The sequence below is a fragment of the Pseudochryseolinea flava genome, assembly GCF_003286915.1.
Classification (GTDB): Bacteria; Bacteroidota; Bacteroidia; order Cytophagales; family Cyclobacteriaceae; genus Ohtaekwangia; species Ohtaekwangia flava.
In genome coordinates this window covers 63,587-76,321 of the sequence record NZ_QMFY01000001.1, presented here as the reverse complement: position 1 = coordinate 76,321, position 12,735 = coordinate 63,587, and the positions used below count along the sequence as shown (strand labels likewise).

Genomic DNA, 12,735 nt, shown 5'->3' with positions numbered 1-12,735 from the left:
TATACGAAGCGAAATTAATGGAAACAGACTATCCGAAGCAACCCCGTTGACGAGCAACAAAGCGCACCGTTCCGGGAGAGTGATTTATCGCTTTAGCGCAGGCTCGTCACAAGGTTTACTTATAACAATTTGAAAGATACCCTGTTAACAAATCGTGTTTTATCATCAACTGTTTCAATGGTTTTAAGCAACGATCACCTCGTCCAAATGGAGACACGCTACCGGGCGAACCTGATTAATTCTTTGGGAGGATTCAAGGGTCTGGTATTGATTGGCACCAAAAGCTGCAACGGCAACGAGAACCTTGCAACGTTCAACAGCTTGTTTCACCTTGGCGCAAATCCAGCCTTGTGCGGGATAGTCGTGCGTCCCAATGAGGAAAAAGAAAATACGCTTGGCAACATCATCAATACCCGGTACTACACGCTAAATCATGTGCGCCCGGAATTCTATCGGCAGGCGCACCAGTGCAGTGCGAGCTACGAACACGGTCGCAGCGAGTTCAAAGAAGTCGGACTAACCCCGGAATACTTCGATGGGATCCCCGCGCCGTTTGTCGCAGAAAGCAACATCAAATTCGCCTGTAAGCTCGAGCGAAAAATCGACATCGACGTGAATGGCACCTTCATCATCATTGGACGGATCATGCGGATAATTCTTCCTGACGAATACCTGAATGGCGATGGGTTTATCAACCTGCAGCATGCCGGTACCATGACATGCAGTGGTTTGGATAGTTATCACATCACAAAAGAAGTTGCCCGGCTGCGGTATGCAAAACCAGATCTCCCGCCGAGGGAAATATGAGATGCAGATTATTTGGAACTAATTACTGAAAAGCATGGCCTGGAACGCCGATGTTAAAATGCTCAGGGGTCAATAAAAAGAAGGAGGCGCGAACCTCCTTCCGTCTCATGACATTTACTCCGGCTGCATTCAATCCGATCATGTTTTCGGTTTGTTGTCAACGCGCCGGTGTTCGCGATAAAACTTATTCTTGATCGAATCCATTTGCTGCATCATGCCGCGCATATACTGGTCATTGAGCTCATAACGCCTCATGAAATAATCGTTATGAAAAAAATCAGGATATCGCGTTGAATCATTGAAAAATAATGGATCGAACTGGTTCTTGAAGAACAAAGGGTGATCCTTTTTGAAGTACCGGTCGAAACTTCCCATCAGGCTATCCATTCCGGCGGTGTCCCCGCTCATATTGGAATAATAGGAAGTATAGGTTGAATCAAAGCCAATCATGTTCCCTTTTTCATCAAAGCGCCTGTTCACCTTGATATCAATTTTGGGTTTCATCACACTGTCGGCCGAATTCTTTTTTAGCTGCGCGATTTGACTACGGGAATCCTTGTCGCAAGAGGAAACCAAAAGGGCTAATAGGGTCATCATCATTGCCAATGCCCCCGCGCGAAAAAGTTGTGAAGTGTTACGATTGATGGCTCCCCGCCTGGCAGAAAGCGCACCCATTTTAAAAAGTGATTTCATAGCCTTACATTTTACATTCTCTGACGTAAACCCCGCCAGCAATTCCCGTGCAACCCGGGTGCGTTTGCGTGACGCAATAAATTAAGGAGTCGGCGTGCCTGAGGAAAATGTCATGATGACTTTCTGACATTTTTGCGTCCGCTGAATCAAAAGAATTTTCGTCACTCTCCAGGTATCAAAAAAAGGAACGCGGAATTTTTGACAGGATTTTTGTCCGACTGAGAGGTGATTACAGAGAGGGCATAACTTTTGGAAAAGGGATCAGCGAAGTCGCGATTTCAAAATTCAGTTTCTTAAATCAACATGTTTAACTAAATCTTGAAAGGAGAATCAAGTTATGAAAACCTTAGTAAGACAAAATGCTACTTTGTTTCCATCCCTTCCTTCACTGATCGAGGATTTCTTTAGCCGGGACTGGGCGGATTCAACATTGGCCAACAGAAATTATTCAGCAACACTTCCTGCCGTGAATGTCAGGGAGACCAATGAAGACTACATCATCGAGGTTGCCGCTCCGGGTATGAAGCGCGATGAATTCAAAGTGGAACTTGACAACAACGTGCTCACCATTTCTTCACAACGCGAAGAAAAACAGGAGCAACACGATGAGGACGGAACATACACACGCCGCGAATTCAACTACCAGTCTTTCCAGCGTAGCTTTACACTGCCGGAGAATAAAGTAGAAGGCGAAAAAATCGCTGCGCGTTATGCCGACGGTATTCTTCATATCACCGTGCCCAAGAAGGATGAAGCGAAAGTAAAACCGATCAAGCAAATCACTATCGGTTAATCTGTCGCATCAACCAATTCATCAAATATCTCTGGGATAGTATTCATATCGATAGTGGTGGTCTGACAAATTGCAACGGTCCAATTATATCTCCTTTTCGTCCGGCCACACTATCGTTTTTTAGGATTAATGTTTTCTTAAACTCATTCTAACATGACCTCTTATGAAAACACGCATTCAAGCTATCGATCCGTTCTCAATCGCGCTGCACGCTGCACCATCTTCAACGTTACCGCGCCGAGCTTTTAACGTTTCCTATAATTCGTTAAATTCTCCATGGCATGAGGAAGAAAATAAATTTGTGCTTTACCTCGCCGTGCCCGGATTGACAAGAAACGATCTGCATCTCAATATCGAGGGACGAGTGCTTTCTGTATCAGAGAAGACACGGCCCGCATGGTTTCGACAAACCTCAGGCTTCAGTACCGGAAGGTTTCAATACAGATGTCTTCTGCCCGAAGGTGCCGACCCTGAACGCGTTGAGGCAAAATGCCGTGAGGGATTGCTGACCATTACGGTTGAAAAAATAAGGAACGGTAAAAAGCATTCCATCAAAGTTCTCGGCGGCGATACCGACAAGAATACTGGCGGGGTTAATGGATGGTGGAAGAACTTAAAGGAAAGAATGAACAGTATCATTCTTGCATCCTTCTGAAAACCAGTAAACGGTCCCTTCTAACGCGTCTTATTTGTGCTCGAACCAGGTGAACATTTATTGAAAGGTATTGTAGGCATGTTGCTCAGCATCCTCTTGCTGAGCTGGCTATTGAAGCGTTTCCGTCAACCGTATTTCAGCGCGTATATTATCGCTGGAATCTTGCTCGGGCCCCATGGTCTGAAACTTTTTACCGATGTAACGACCATCGCCCAGATTGGGTCTTTTGGTCTGATCATACAAATGTTTTTCATCGGGGCAGAAATTGAGATACCCGCGCTGGTTAAAAATTTAAATACGTCAGCGATCGGTGTATTTGTTCAATTGATTCTGAGCTTCATTTTCATCGCTGTCATCGGTCATCAATTGGACTGGTCCACCGAGCAGATCGTTTTATTCAGTTTCATTATCAGCCTGAGTAGTTCTGCGATTATCCTGGAGTACCTGCATAAGAATGGTCAGATCAATTCGCGGCTTGGCAATCTCACTACGGGTATATTGATACTGCAGGATTTCCTGATCGTACCGATGATCATGATATTGAACTTCCTGACAAACGGTGATGTAAACACGGGACAACTCGTGCTTGGTCTGGTGGTAACCGTCGTTTTTATATTGTTGCTCCGGATGCTTGTGCTTAAAAGAAAATTGTTTCCAACAGGCGTTATCAATTTCCAACCGGATCACGAAATGCAGGTCTTCATCGGACTATTGATGTGCTTCGGGTTTGCCTGGATCACCAGTTTGCTGAACCTTTCCGCCGCTATGGGAGCCATGTTCGCTGGCGTCATCATCTCGCAGAATCAGTCAATGAAATGGCTGGACCACACCCTCGTTCCTTTTCGTGTATTTTTCCTGTCGTTATTCTTCTTTTCTATAGGCCTGCAGTTGGACTGGGGCTTTGTGATGGAACACATCGCACTTATCACCACCCTGGTGATATTAATCTTTGGAATTAATAGTCTCATCAATGCATGTGTGTTCAGATTGTTTAAGGAGACGTGGAAAAACAGCGTTTACGCCGGCGCCTTGCTTTCGCAAATCGGAGAGTTCAGTCTGGTTCTTTGCACAGTAGCCAAAAGTTTAGGATTGGTTGACGACTTTTCATTTCAGTTGACGCTAGCGGTAATTTCCGTGACGATGCTATTATCATCGGGATGGATATCCATTATTAGGAATGCCTTGTTTCGTGCCCCGGAGTCGACGGGGCCAGGCAATGTCTATGCACCACGAAAACCTGAAACAGGAATTGTCACCGATGAAGATAAGAGGCTGATCACTTCGAAAGTCAGCACCCGATCACATTCCGGATCACATCCGTCCATTTAGCCATCGAACTTGGTTTTATTTCACACGCTGCATTATGCTGTTGGAAAAATGCCCTGTCAGAAGGACTGATATTTGTCGAGAACATCACGACCTTCGTATCGCTCATTTCAGGGAGTTCATGGATAGCAAGGAGCATTTCCCTGCCGTTTAGCAAGGGCATATTGATATCCAGAAAAATAACATCCGGTATGGCGATCACATCATTTTTTAGATAATCAATCGCGTTCAGTCCATTGCGCGCTGTTATATACACAATGGACTCATCAATCTGCGACAAAGTTTCCCTAAGCATGTCGAGATCGTCATCGTCATCGTCTACTGCAAGCACCAACATGTAACAGCTTTTATTATAAAGTTAGTTAATAGTAAAAATGAACGTACTCGAGTTTTAACCTGCGGCAGAAAACCTCCGGACACTGCATATGGCGATAACCTCACTCAGGATCGTTTGATCTCAATACAAAATCCGACAGCGTTGGAAACAACATTGCTTTCCGCCAATCTATTGTCATGATCCGTTGTTTTTGAGAACATGCACATCGACATAACGTGACGTGCAAAGTTCAAGTGTTCAATATTCATGTTCTTGAAATGCTGGTCAAATGACGATGACAATGCATCATCACTCTCCATGAATTCTGACAAACACACGAAACGATACACAGTAAAAAATGGGTCGTTAACGACATTAAGCTCGTTTAAAAATCCGCTTCCTGCAGCAAGATTTTCGATCGGTCGGAACTTATCTGAATCATCCTGCACTTGGTAAGACGAGACCAAGTCAGTAACGCATAGAAAATAGTCCAGAAATTTCTTCCTTGCCTCAATTGTCCACCCGTATGAATCATCAACATCTAATTCTGTTTCTGCCAAGATTTCATTCAAGCAGACTAAAATCGTCGCTCTACTAAAAAGAACAGGCATTCCACCACCAGGTTTCTGCTGCAGGTAATTATAAATTAACTGCAGTCTTTGTCGATAGGGTAAGGAAGCATTATAATTCCCGTTGCAGAAATACATCAGGATTTTCATCTGCTCTTCTGGATCTATCTTAAACTCCTTTTCAATTGCACTCTTGAGCATATTGTTAAGGCCAGCTAATTCGTAAACTAGGTTCCGCTTGGGAAGCCCTTGCAATAAAGTTTTACGATCACCAGAAAACTTTTGGCCGTACATTAGTTCGTAGCCAACTTGCAAGGCAGATCCCAATATTTCCATGTCTTTATTTGCAGGGCGCTTTATGTGAAAAAATTTGATCTATATTTTCCGCGAGTGCATACAGTGACAACTTCAAGGTTTGATAGGTCGAACGCTGAATATGTACAATAGACGATTGCATGTAAACCAACTTATTTAACCAATTGCAGAAGCCAAGGCATCCGACATTTTTTTGTGCTTGTCCGGATTCTTTTCTTTAAGAGCGTTAATGTTCTGCAGTTTCCATTTTATCGCAGGCAGGTGCTGAACGGGTAATGGAAACAAACTCCAATCCGGTTCACCAGTCATGAAAGAAATCAGGAATTCCCTGTCTTGTGGAGTCAGAGTTTTCTGAATGTCGTCGACCAATTTAAGTCTCGTTTGTTCGAACATCTCATATGAAAATGGAATTGCTGTCATCCCGGCGAATTGTTTCTCAAACGTTTCTCTTTGATCCAACAAGTGAGGCGAAATAAGTTCATGCATCGGTCGCGCATGACTTAAGAGGAACATGAGAAAGCCTTGCTTGATTTCTTCCGATATGGAGTCAGACAAGTAAAATACATGCATATCAAAAATGTCGCGTGGATGTTGCCGGTCCAGCGCAGCACAGATCTTACCTCCATAAAGTTCAGCATGCGAGGCAACGTTCATCGCAGCGAATTTCTTAAACTCAGTTTGAACGGCATCAGTTACGGGCAGTTCACGAACAGGAAGCAGTAAACCACGCGTTGTTGTGTTGACTTCAATTTTGATATGCGCGGAATTTGTCTGGCAGTTCAATTTTACATCTTCGCCTTGGCCCTCAGGCACACGCGTGATCGAAATACCGGGCACCGCCTTCTTGATACCTGTTTCAATTCTATCAAGCGCATCTGAAATTTTCGCGAGAGCAGTTGCGCGATCATCGTCCACGGTGACATATGTTAAATCAATATCAACGGATAACCTGGGCATGTCGTGCACAAACAAGTTGATTGCAGTCCCACCTTTGAGCGCGAATATTTTTTCCTGAGCTACTACAGGAAGAATTGATAACAGAAGATCTACTTGAGAGCGGTATTTTTCATCGATCATTCTGCCAGTTCTTTTGGTACGCTGATATGAAACGTCGCGTTGAATACTCCTCCAGGCAGGATGCTGCGGTCACCTTTTCCCAAGTCTATTTTGGTGTGGTCGACATAGTTTAACCACTGGTGCTTTGCCTTCGTAGCCATGAAGAGGAATAGCCTCTTGACTTTTACCGATGTACATTTCTCAAGAAGTTCCTGCACTACCTTTGGGCGAAGATTTGAAAGCCCTTCCATCAAATGATAACACTCTATGATATCCATCTTCTTCGGTGTAAGATACAAGCACTCCATGATTGCTCGTTCAGGAGTTGATACCGTTATCGAAAAACCTTTGTCTAGATATTCGGTGAGTGCCATGTTCTCGGGGAAGAGCGTTGTTCTCACATGAAGTAATGATTGACTCCATGAGTACTCGACGAACCATCTGGGAAGTTTTACGCCGCGCGGAGAGAAGAGCAGTATTTGTTCCTGAGAGAAACGCACATAGTGGCTTAAGCCTTGTAGGGAAAGTGACGAAACCGCACCAACATGCACGGACAGCCCGGCCTGTTTTTGGATTGTAAATAATGCACCGCGCCAGGATACATCATCGTCAGGTTTTATGAACGCACCTGTACCTAGCGAAGCCAACCATCCGTTTCGTTTATATACCTTTTGAAGGTCGCGTGATATTCCAATTTCCTCCAGCCATTTTGGTAACACGACGGTTCCGGGCTTATGGAGGGCTAATAGATTCTTTAATTTTGATCTATTTTGGGTATTCATAGTACCAATAATACAATATTTTTAATGAAATGGTTCTAAATTCATTGAAAATGTTGTTATAAAGGTATTAGTAATACCTAAAATATTACATTTTTAATGAAATAAATCAGGTTTGTGGCTGTTCTTGCGGCTGTAAAGGCTTAACTGTCACCGCTCCAATTGTATCAAAATTCGCTATCGCCAGCAACAGAGCAAAATGATCGGTCTCATCGATTCGTAATAACCGACATTGTAATTCTTTATTCGATCCCTCTGAAAGCATGTTAAAGAAGAACGGGAACAGGAAATTGCTTCGATACTCCTGCTGCGTTTTAGGTAAGGTAAGGCTGATTGCTTCTTTTTAGGGTTGACAAAATAGTCGTCATAGTAACGAAAGAGGAATGTCTTATCACTCATTTTTGTCAAGACCCCCGCAGGCTCTTTATTTACATATACCTCAGCTTCTTTCATGTTTATACGATTCTATATATCCAGCATATATGCTAGATATATGCCCATGAAAGATTAAAAACCCATATTGATTGGCGGGATTTATCCCAAATAGCCTACAGTCATTTGTCTTTTCGCATTTCGCGAAACGCGAAGGTGGTCAAGCCTGAGTCTTATGCTTAAGATCAACGTCACCAGATGCCTCGGCTTGCCGAAAATCTTTTTTTACATACCTATGAGCTTTAGCTATATGGCCATCCAAAGAACGTTTGCTCGGAAATGGACCCATATCACATTCGGTGCACCAATGCTCAACGACTTTTTCCTTATCCGCTCTCACACGTCTGAAGAACAGATCACTCAGTTGCCAGATCGCGAGTGAATGCATGAAGCATATCAGTAAGCTTGTAGCGGTCCACTTGATATTAAGGATTGTCGGTTCTTGAAGTGTGATGAACCAGTAATCATAATAGAGTGCATTAATAAAGAAGCTTACCAATGCATATGCCTTTCCCGCGCGTTGATATCCATTGATGATGAATACAAGAATCAAAATTTCGATCACTGCGGCGAGTGCAATACCATAGATCCAGTTCATGACCGTGAATCCATAGATGGTCATGTCAATATGTTCAATCTGTTTGAACAGGTGACCGGCATGTGGAATATAAAGGATGATCAGTGCGAGCGCGGCATGAAATACTACCTCCTTACTTTCCAGGTACGTGACTATTTTATTCATAGACCGGTAGTTTAAATGATGCTAAGCGATTAGTATAATAAATGTACTATGACAATGAGCCTCACTCAAGATGTCCATGCCTTGAACCACTTGGGGATAATAAGGGCAAATACTTTTTACACCGTGTTCACCTTGGTCAAAACTATTTTATGTTATGGGACGCGATAGGGTCTTGCTCTTACCTCGTAACCAAAAGATCTTAGTAACAGTTGGAGAGAACATACGGTTGGCTAGACTCCGGAGAAAATTCACTTCGGCAATAGTAGCGGAGCGCGCTAACATTAGTAGACCTACATTGTTAGCGATTGAGTCAGGTTCTACTGGCGTTTCAATTGGAGCCATACTCCAAGTACTTTTTGTTCTCGGCCTGGAGAAGGATATGCTTAAGGTTGCAAGCGATGATCAGCTGGGCCGGAAACTTCAAGACTTAGGATTGACGGTGAAAAAGCGAGCACCAAAACTAAAGTGATAAGAATTTTCGCGCGGTAAATAATTTAGTACTAAGAAACTAATTCGGAATAGCTGCTTTGAACTATAGAAATCAGATGTTACACATACCGAAGAAATTCTGCAAAACCTGTACTTGTGACACACAGCCTGTCTTCAAAATATGAGCAAGTATGGTTGTCATCGGAATAAACAAGCTCCGTTCTCTTAAAATGAAACAAATCAGATAGAATCTTAATCTTCCGTTGTACTAATATGTCGTAACCTTGCTTTCCGCTGTAGATGGGATCAATTAAATGAATCTTGACTTTCTGATTTGCTTTTAATGCATTGATAATACTGCTGTTGATGTGATAATCACCCAGCGAGTAACCGATAACAATGATTTCATCTGCGACCATACAATCTCTATCAAATGCTGCTTGCATCTGCCTGAACGGACTTATTAATGATTTGTGCGATTTCTGATACCCGGAAATGATGTTCGACACTTGAAAGCTTCGTCCTCGATCTACTTGTGCCACAGTGCTCTCGGAAGAGTTCATCTCAAACGAGTGGAATGGTGTCAGTGAAATCCACGGATTAATTAGTTGGGTATATTCATCGCGGGGATGAACTTGCCAATGGGTAGACCCGTGGAGATTGTAATGTACCGGTGAATCTATATCTGTTAAAATCCTATGCAGATCAAGTTTTCGGTCACCGAGTTCATCCTTATGATCCTTGAACCCCTCAAAAGCATCAACACCAGTTGCCTTGGCTAGCATTTTGAAATTCCTGTCATAATTCAGGGTGTACATTCTCACCAGCCCTAGACTGCTGAGCTTTGTATACCAAGCCATAAACAATTGATTTAATTCGTTTCGCAAATCATCTTTTACGTCACCCTTCCTTCTGAATGAATAACTAGAAATTCTTGCTGAAATGTCAGTTAGAATTTCCGCTAACAAGTGTTGAAAAACAAGTGTTGAAAATAGAATTGTGTGGGATTTTCGTAGTTCAAGGAAATCTTACCAAAAGCATACTCAGTATTGGAAGGAATATTTAAGCGATAACCGTGTTCTTCTTTTGCACCTGCGATCGTGAAGTCCCAGTTGTGTTCTCCGAAAACAGATTTAAAAAAAGCGTTAGTAATAGATGGCAGTCGTTCCTCTCCATTATAGTATGCATAATATGCAAGTAGGTCCTCGATCACGCTAATGATTGTTTCAAAGTTGATCTCAGGTTCGGGCAGTGCCTGCTTCAAGTTTTCGAATACGAGTTCAGTGATTGGTACATTCGTTTTATCTCGAAACGATTTACCTGCATTTCTTACGATAGTAGTAAGACTGGCTGTAGTTGGCCCACCCCACGGAATTGCAGCACCAGCTCCGAAAAGGAGTACTGTTCGTTTACTCATTGTTTTGTCTTATAATTTTGGAATTCATATTCTTCTATTCTTTCATTAATCATTGTACAAAGTTAGGCTTATGCCGGAACATGCTTGCAAGGAACTACGGCATAAACGGTTTCCCCCTTTCAGCTATCGCTTACAGGAACCCCCATTTATTCCGTTCCTCCTTGTGCATGATCTTCTCTCTTTGCCGCCGCGCCTTCCGTCATAAGCCTGTGTGTGCACCATAATTAATTCTAACGATTATGGAAAACAAAAAAGAAACAACACAGTATCAGGTAGCCGAGATTGAGCTCTCCTACAAGCCAAACGTGAAACCTTCTTTACGTCCAAAGATCACGTGTTCAAAAGACGTGCATCATTTGCTTTACGAAACTTGGGACAAGAACAAACTAGAACTTCAGGAACAGTTCAAGGTGATGTTTACCAACAGAGCAAACAAAGTACTTGGTATCTATGAACTCTCAACAGGTGGAATTGCCGGAACAGTTGCAGATCCAAAGTTGATCTTTGTAGCTGCTCTCAAATGTGCAGCGTCTGGATTTATTCTATCGCACAATCATCCTTCCGGAAATCTAACACCGAGTCAGGCAGATCTTGACTTAACGAGAGAGCTAAGAGAAGGAGGTAAACTTCTAGAGCTTCAACTGCTCGATCACATCATCATCACCAGCGAAGGTTATTATTCTTTTGCTGACGAAGGGGTGCTTTAAGGGCCCTTTTTCTCTATAATAAATAGAGAAGAATCATTATTTTTAATCATTAATAGAGTTTGCGTCTGGATGAATGATTTGATGGTTGAGGATTTAGGTACGCTGTTTTTAACTCTGTGAAAATTCGCTTGTAAGTTATTGATTTACAATACGCAGTTACAATCAAACTAAGTTGTACTGCTCCCAGCGGGATCGCGAAGGAAAACCTGAGATACTAGCTCGGGCTTTTCTACTTACCCAGCCATCCTAGTGCCCATTAACCCTTCGACGGCATCCCAGGAATGCCAATCACCATACAATCCTTGTGCAGTGCCGACATTTAGTATGTCGGACAATTCGTTACCCCGAAAATCCTATGAAGCGTGTTTTGACCATTTTAGTCTTTGCACTTGCATTGACAAGTTGCGCACCTAAGGTTGATGAATCTGACATCGACATGAAAAGACGTGCAATCGCGGATCGAATGCTGGATAATGATCGGGCATCGCTCCAATTGGAAGTGGATGGAAGTAGAAGTACCAGGAAATCTGTAATGCGACTGTTACAGGAAATAAAAAATTGTCCTCGTTTCGGGCACGTTACAATGAACAAAAAGATATTCCAAGTCTCGTCGCTTATGCGGATTCAATTTTTAGCCGATATCAATTGCTTGATCGTCAAGAGACATTTATTCTGAAGGGTCTCAACTATTATAAGCGGAATGTTCTTGAGGCCAGAGATTCAATAAGCATTTTAAATCTCACCTGGTACACGCTGTATGCGGAGCAAGTTGTACTTGCCGATTATCGTTATCGCTTGGGTATTGTTGGAGATCCCTTTGGCCTTTATTTTCCACGATTGTATCGGATAGTTCGGTCGCGCTCGGTGATACGGTATTCGTGTTTGTTGAAGGTGCAAGGGGTCTTGAAAAATGGAACATTGATTTCAAACGTGTAGCCTGCAAGAATAGTGTAACAGGAAATAGCATCTCACCACGCATCGTAAAAACAGGATTACATTACATCTTCATTTTTGTTCCCAGAGAAAAAGGAAAGTATAACCTGCATGGGCCAATATCGATCTCGCAAGGTAAAACAAAAGATGACCATGCTATTGGTAATGAATTTATGGTGGAGTAGGCGCGCGTATGTAACAGATGGCCCCACTGTTTCATCTCCTGGTAAGGCGTTGTCGGGAATTTGAATTGTATTTTCAATTCATCATAATTTTGTTCAGGATTATACATGTGATCCATTCACCTGGACAACCCCAATCCCATCTTTTTGATTAACGTGCCGCTCCTACGCGCGAGTTCATTCGGTTCATTACACGGTTTCGATATTCTTATACCGCGACGATCTCCTTCACCGTTGCTGCACACCATAATTGTAATCATTACGATTGTAAATTTTTTTCATAGGCGTGATGCGCTCATTGGCAAGTCGTGTGGTGATGTTGTCATTTCTGTTTGTGTTAATCGCTGCTTCTACCTCGCACGCGCAGACTGACGGTGCCAGCACAACTACTACTGCAGTAGAACAACAGCAGGCTGCAATTGTTTCTTTTTAGAAACGCGATCAGAACAATAACTACACAGAAAAGGAACGCTCAATTTTGAAGCGCACCGCGTCATACCGATTGAAGCGTTAGAAAGCAATGCACGACTCAAGCACTAGCTTTTTGAAATGCATAAAAAAGGAAAGGATCTCGATTTCAATGG

At 42.9% G+C, this 12,735-nt stretch carries 17 protein-coding genes; 8 read left to right on the top strand and 9 right to left on the bottom strand.

Annotated features, from left to right (window positions below; all coding sequences use genetic code 11):
- Window positions 1-207 precede the first annotated feature (207 nt).
- The gene (locus DQQ10_RS00355; RefSeq protein ID WP_245970207.1) at window positions 208-807 is read left to right on the top strand and encodes a flavin reductase family protein; all 600 of its coding nucleotides are present in this window, start codon (window positions 208-210) and stop codon (window positions 805-807) included.
- Between the two features lie 138 nt (window positions 808-945).
- Here DQQ10_RS00355 and DQQ10_RS00350 read toward each other — a convergent pair whose 3' ends face one another.
- Entirely contained in the window at window positions 946-1,500 is a 555-nt protein-coding gene (locus DQQ10_RS00350; RefSeq protein ID WP_133259495.1) for a hypothetical protein, read from the bottom strand.
- Between the two features lie 337 nt (window positions 1,501-1,837).
- Between DQQ10_RS00350 and DQQ10_RS00345 the strand changes: the two genes are divergently transcribed.
- The 3 genes from DQQ10_RS00345 to DQQ10_RS00335 all read left to right on the top strand — a co-directional run bounded on the left by DQQ10_RS00345 (window position 1,838) and on the right by DQQ10_RS00335 (window position 4,277).
- Window positions 1,838-2,293 (top strand): Hsp20/alpha crystallin family protein, encoded by a 456-nt coding sequence (locus DQQ10_RS00345; RefSeq protein WP_112744818.1) that lies wholly within the window; start codon window positions 1,838-1,840, stop codon window positions 2,291-2,293.
- A gap of 163 nt (window positions 2,294-2,456) precedes the next feature.
- A complete protein-coding gene (locus tag DQQ10_RS00340; RefSeq protein ID WP_112744817.1) occupies window positions 2,457-2,948 on the top strand; it encodes an Hsp20/alpha crystallin family protein in 492 nt (163 codons plus the stop codon).
- Between the two features lie 36 nt (window positions 2,949-2,984).
- Window positions 2,985-4,277, top strand: a complete 1,293-nt coding sequence (locus tag DQQ10_RS00335) for a cation:proton antiporter (protein WP_133259494.1) — start codon at window positions 2,985-2,987, stop codon at window positions 4,275-4,277.
- On the opposite strand, the gene DQQ10_RS00330 is transcribed toward DQQ10_RS00335, so the two are convergent.
- The 6 genes from DQQ10_RS00330 to DQQ10_RS00305 all read right to left on the bottom strand — a co-directional run bounded on the left by DQQ10_RS00330 (window position 4,237) and on the right by DQQ10_RS00305 (window position 8,483).
- On the bottom strand, window positions 4,237-4,611 hold the full coding sequence (locus DQQ10_RS00330; protein ID WP_112744815.1) for a response regulator: 375 nt from the start codon (window positions 4,609-4,611) through the stop codon (window positions 4,237-4,239). The genes DQQ10_RS00335 and DQQ10_RS00330 overlap by 41 nt on opposite strands.
- 104 nt (window positions 4,612-4,715) lie before the next feature.
- Window positions 4,716-5,495 (bottom strand): hypothetical protein, encoded by a 780-nt coding sequence (locus tag DQQ10_RS00325; protein ID WP_112744814.1) that lies wholly within the window; start codon window positions 5,493-5,495, stop codon window positions 4,716-4,718.
- A 135-nt stretch (window positions 5,496-5,630) separates the two neighbouring features.
- Complete coding sequence (locus tag DQQ10_RS00320; protein WP_112744813.1) at window positions 5,631-6,551, bottom strand: nucleotidyl transferase AbiEii/AbiGii toxin family protein; 921 nt, start codon at window positions 6,549-6,551, stop codon at window positions 5,631-5,633.
- Complete coding sequence (locus DQQ10_RS00315) at window positions 6,548-7,312, bottom strand: type IV toxin-antitoxin system AbiEi family antitoxin (RefSeq protein WP_112744812.1); 765 nt, start codon at window positions 7,310-7,312, stop codon at window positions 6,548-6,550. The genes DQQ10_RS00320 and DQQ10_RS00315 overlap by 4 nt, the downstream gene beginning before the upstream one ends.
- A gap of 106 nt (window positions 7,313-7,418) precedes the next feature.
- Entirely contained in the window at window positions 7,419-7,595 is a 177-nt protein-coding gene (locus DQQ10_RS28180) for a HipA N-terminal domain-containing protein (RefSeq protein WP_245970282.1), read from the bottom strand.
- Window positions 7,596-7,901: 306 nt separating this feature from the next.
- Window positions 7,902-8,483, bottom strand: a complete 582-nt coding sequence (locus DQQ10_RS00305) for a hypothetical protein (RefSeq protein ID WP_112744811.1) — start codon at window positions 8,481-8,483, stop codon at window positions 7,902-7,904.
- 154 nt (window positions 8,484-8,637) lie between these two features.
- Between DQQ10_RS00305 and DQQ10_RS00300 the strand changes: the two genes are divergently transcribed.
- Window positions 8,638-8,952, top strand: coding sequence for a helix-turn-helix domain-containing protein (locus DQQ10_RS00300; protein ID WP_112744810.1), 315 nt, complete (start codon window positions 8,638-8,640; stop codon window positions 8,950-8,952).
- Between the two features lie 79 nt (window positions 8,953-9,031).
- On the opposite strand, the gene DQQ10_RS00295 is transcribed toward DQQ10_RS00300, so the two are convergent.
- Both DQQ10_RS00295 and DQQ10_RS00290 read right to left on the bottom strand, forming a co-directional pair.
- Entirely contained in the window at window positions 9,032-9,772 is a 741-nt protein-coding gene (locus DQQ10_RS00295) for an SIR2 family protein (protein ID WP_133259493.1), read from the bottom strand.
- Window positions 9,773-9,873: 101 nt separating this feature from the next.
- Window positions 9,874-10,329 (bottom strand): hypothetical protein, encoded by a 456-nt coding sequence (locus DQQ10_RS00290; RefSeq protein WP_112744808.1) that lies wholly within the window; start codon window positions 10,327-10,329, stop codon window positions 9,874-9,876.
- 239 nt (window positions 10,330-10,568) lie between these two features.
- Here DQQ10_RS00290 and DQQ10_RS00285 point away from each other — a divergent pair, with 239 nt between their 5' ends.
- The 3 genes from DQQ10_RS00285 (at window position 10,569) to DQQ10_RS27820 (ending at window position 12,584) form a co-directional block, all read left to right on the top strand.
- The gene (locus DQQ10_RS00285) at window positions 10,569-11,036 is read left to right on the top strand and encodes a JAB domain-containing protein (protein WP_112744807.1); all 468 of its coding nucleotides are present in this window, start codon (window positions 10,569-10,571) and stop codon (window positions 11,034-11,036) included.
- An 878-nt stretch (window positions 11,037-11,914) separates the two neighbouring features.
- Window positions 11,915-12,154: a hypothetical protein gene (locus tag DQQ10_RS00275; protein WP_112744805.1), complete on the top strand. Its 240-nt coding sequence runs from the start codon at window positions 11,915-11,917 to the stop codon at window positions 12,152-12,154.
- A 283-nt stretch (window positions 12,155-12,437) separates the two neighbouring features.
- Entirely contained in the window at window positions 12,438-12,584 is a 147-nt protein-coding gene (locus DQQ10_RS27820; RefSeq protein WP_165823756.1) for a hypothetical protein, read from the top strand.
- Window positions 12,585-12,735: the final 151 nt, after the last annotated feature.

Bases quoted from the DNA above. Each gene is read 5' to 3' on its own strand.
- DQQ10_RS00290 (WP_112744808.1), bottom strand. From the start codon at position 10,329: ATGAGTAAACGAACAGTACTCCTTTTCGGAGCTGGTGCTGCAATTCCG.
- DQQ10_RS00355 (WP_245970207.1), top strand. From the start codon at position 208: ATGGAGACACGCTACCGGGCGAACCTGATTAATTCTTTGGGAGGATTC.
- DQQ10_RS00350 (WP_133259495.1), bottom strand. From the start codon at position 1,500: ATGAAATCACTTTTTAAAATGGGTGCGCTTTCTGCCAGGCGGGGAGCC.
- DQQ10_RS00305 (WP_112744811.1), bottom strand. From the start codon at position 8,483: ATGAATAAAATAGTCACGTACCTGGAAAGTAAGGAGGTAGTATTTCAT.
- DQQ10_RS00325 (WP_112744814.1), bottom strand. From the start codon at position 5,495: ATGGAAATATTGGGATCTGCCTTGCAAGTTGGCTACGAACTAATGTAC.
- DQQ10_RS00285 (WP_112744807.1), top strand. From the start codon at position 10,569: ATGGAAAACAAAAAAGAAACAACACAGTATCAGGTAGCCGAGATTGAG.
- DQQ10_RS00345 (WP_112744818.1), top strand. From the start codon at position 1,838: ATGAAAACCTTAGTAAGACAAAATGCTACTTTGTTTCCATCCCTTCCT.
- DQQ10_RS00340 (WP_112744817.1), top strand. From the start codon at position 2,457: ATGAAAACACGCATTCAAGCTATCGATCCGTTCTCAATCGCGCTGCAC.
- DQQ10_RS00330 (WP_112744815.1), bottom strand. From the start codon at position 4,611: ATGTTGGTGCTTGCAGTAGACGATGACGATGACGATCTCGACATGCTT.
- DQQ10_RS00295 (WP_133259493.1), bottom strand. From the start codon at position 9,772: ATGGCTTGGTATACAAAGCTCAGCAGTCTAGGGCTGGTGAGAATGTAC.
- DQQ10_RS00315 (WP_112744812.1), bottom strand. From the start codon at position 7,312: ATGAATACCCAAAATAGATCAAAATTAAAGAATCTATTAGCCCTCCAT.
- DQQ10_RS00320 (WP_112744813.1), bottom strand. From the start codon at position 6,551: ATGATCGATGAAAAATACCGCTCTCAAGTAGATCTTCTGTTATCAATT.
- DQQ10_RS00300 (WP_112744810.1), top strand. From the start codon at position 8,638: ATGGGACGCGATAGGGTCTTGCTCTTACCTCGTAACCAAAAGATCTTA.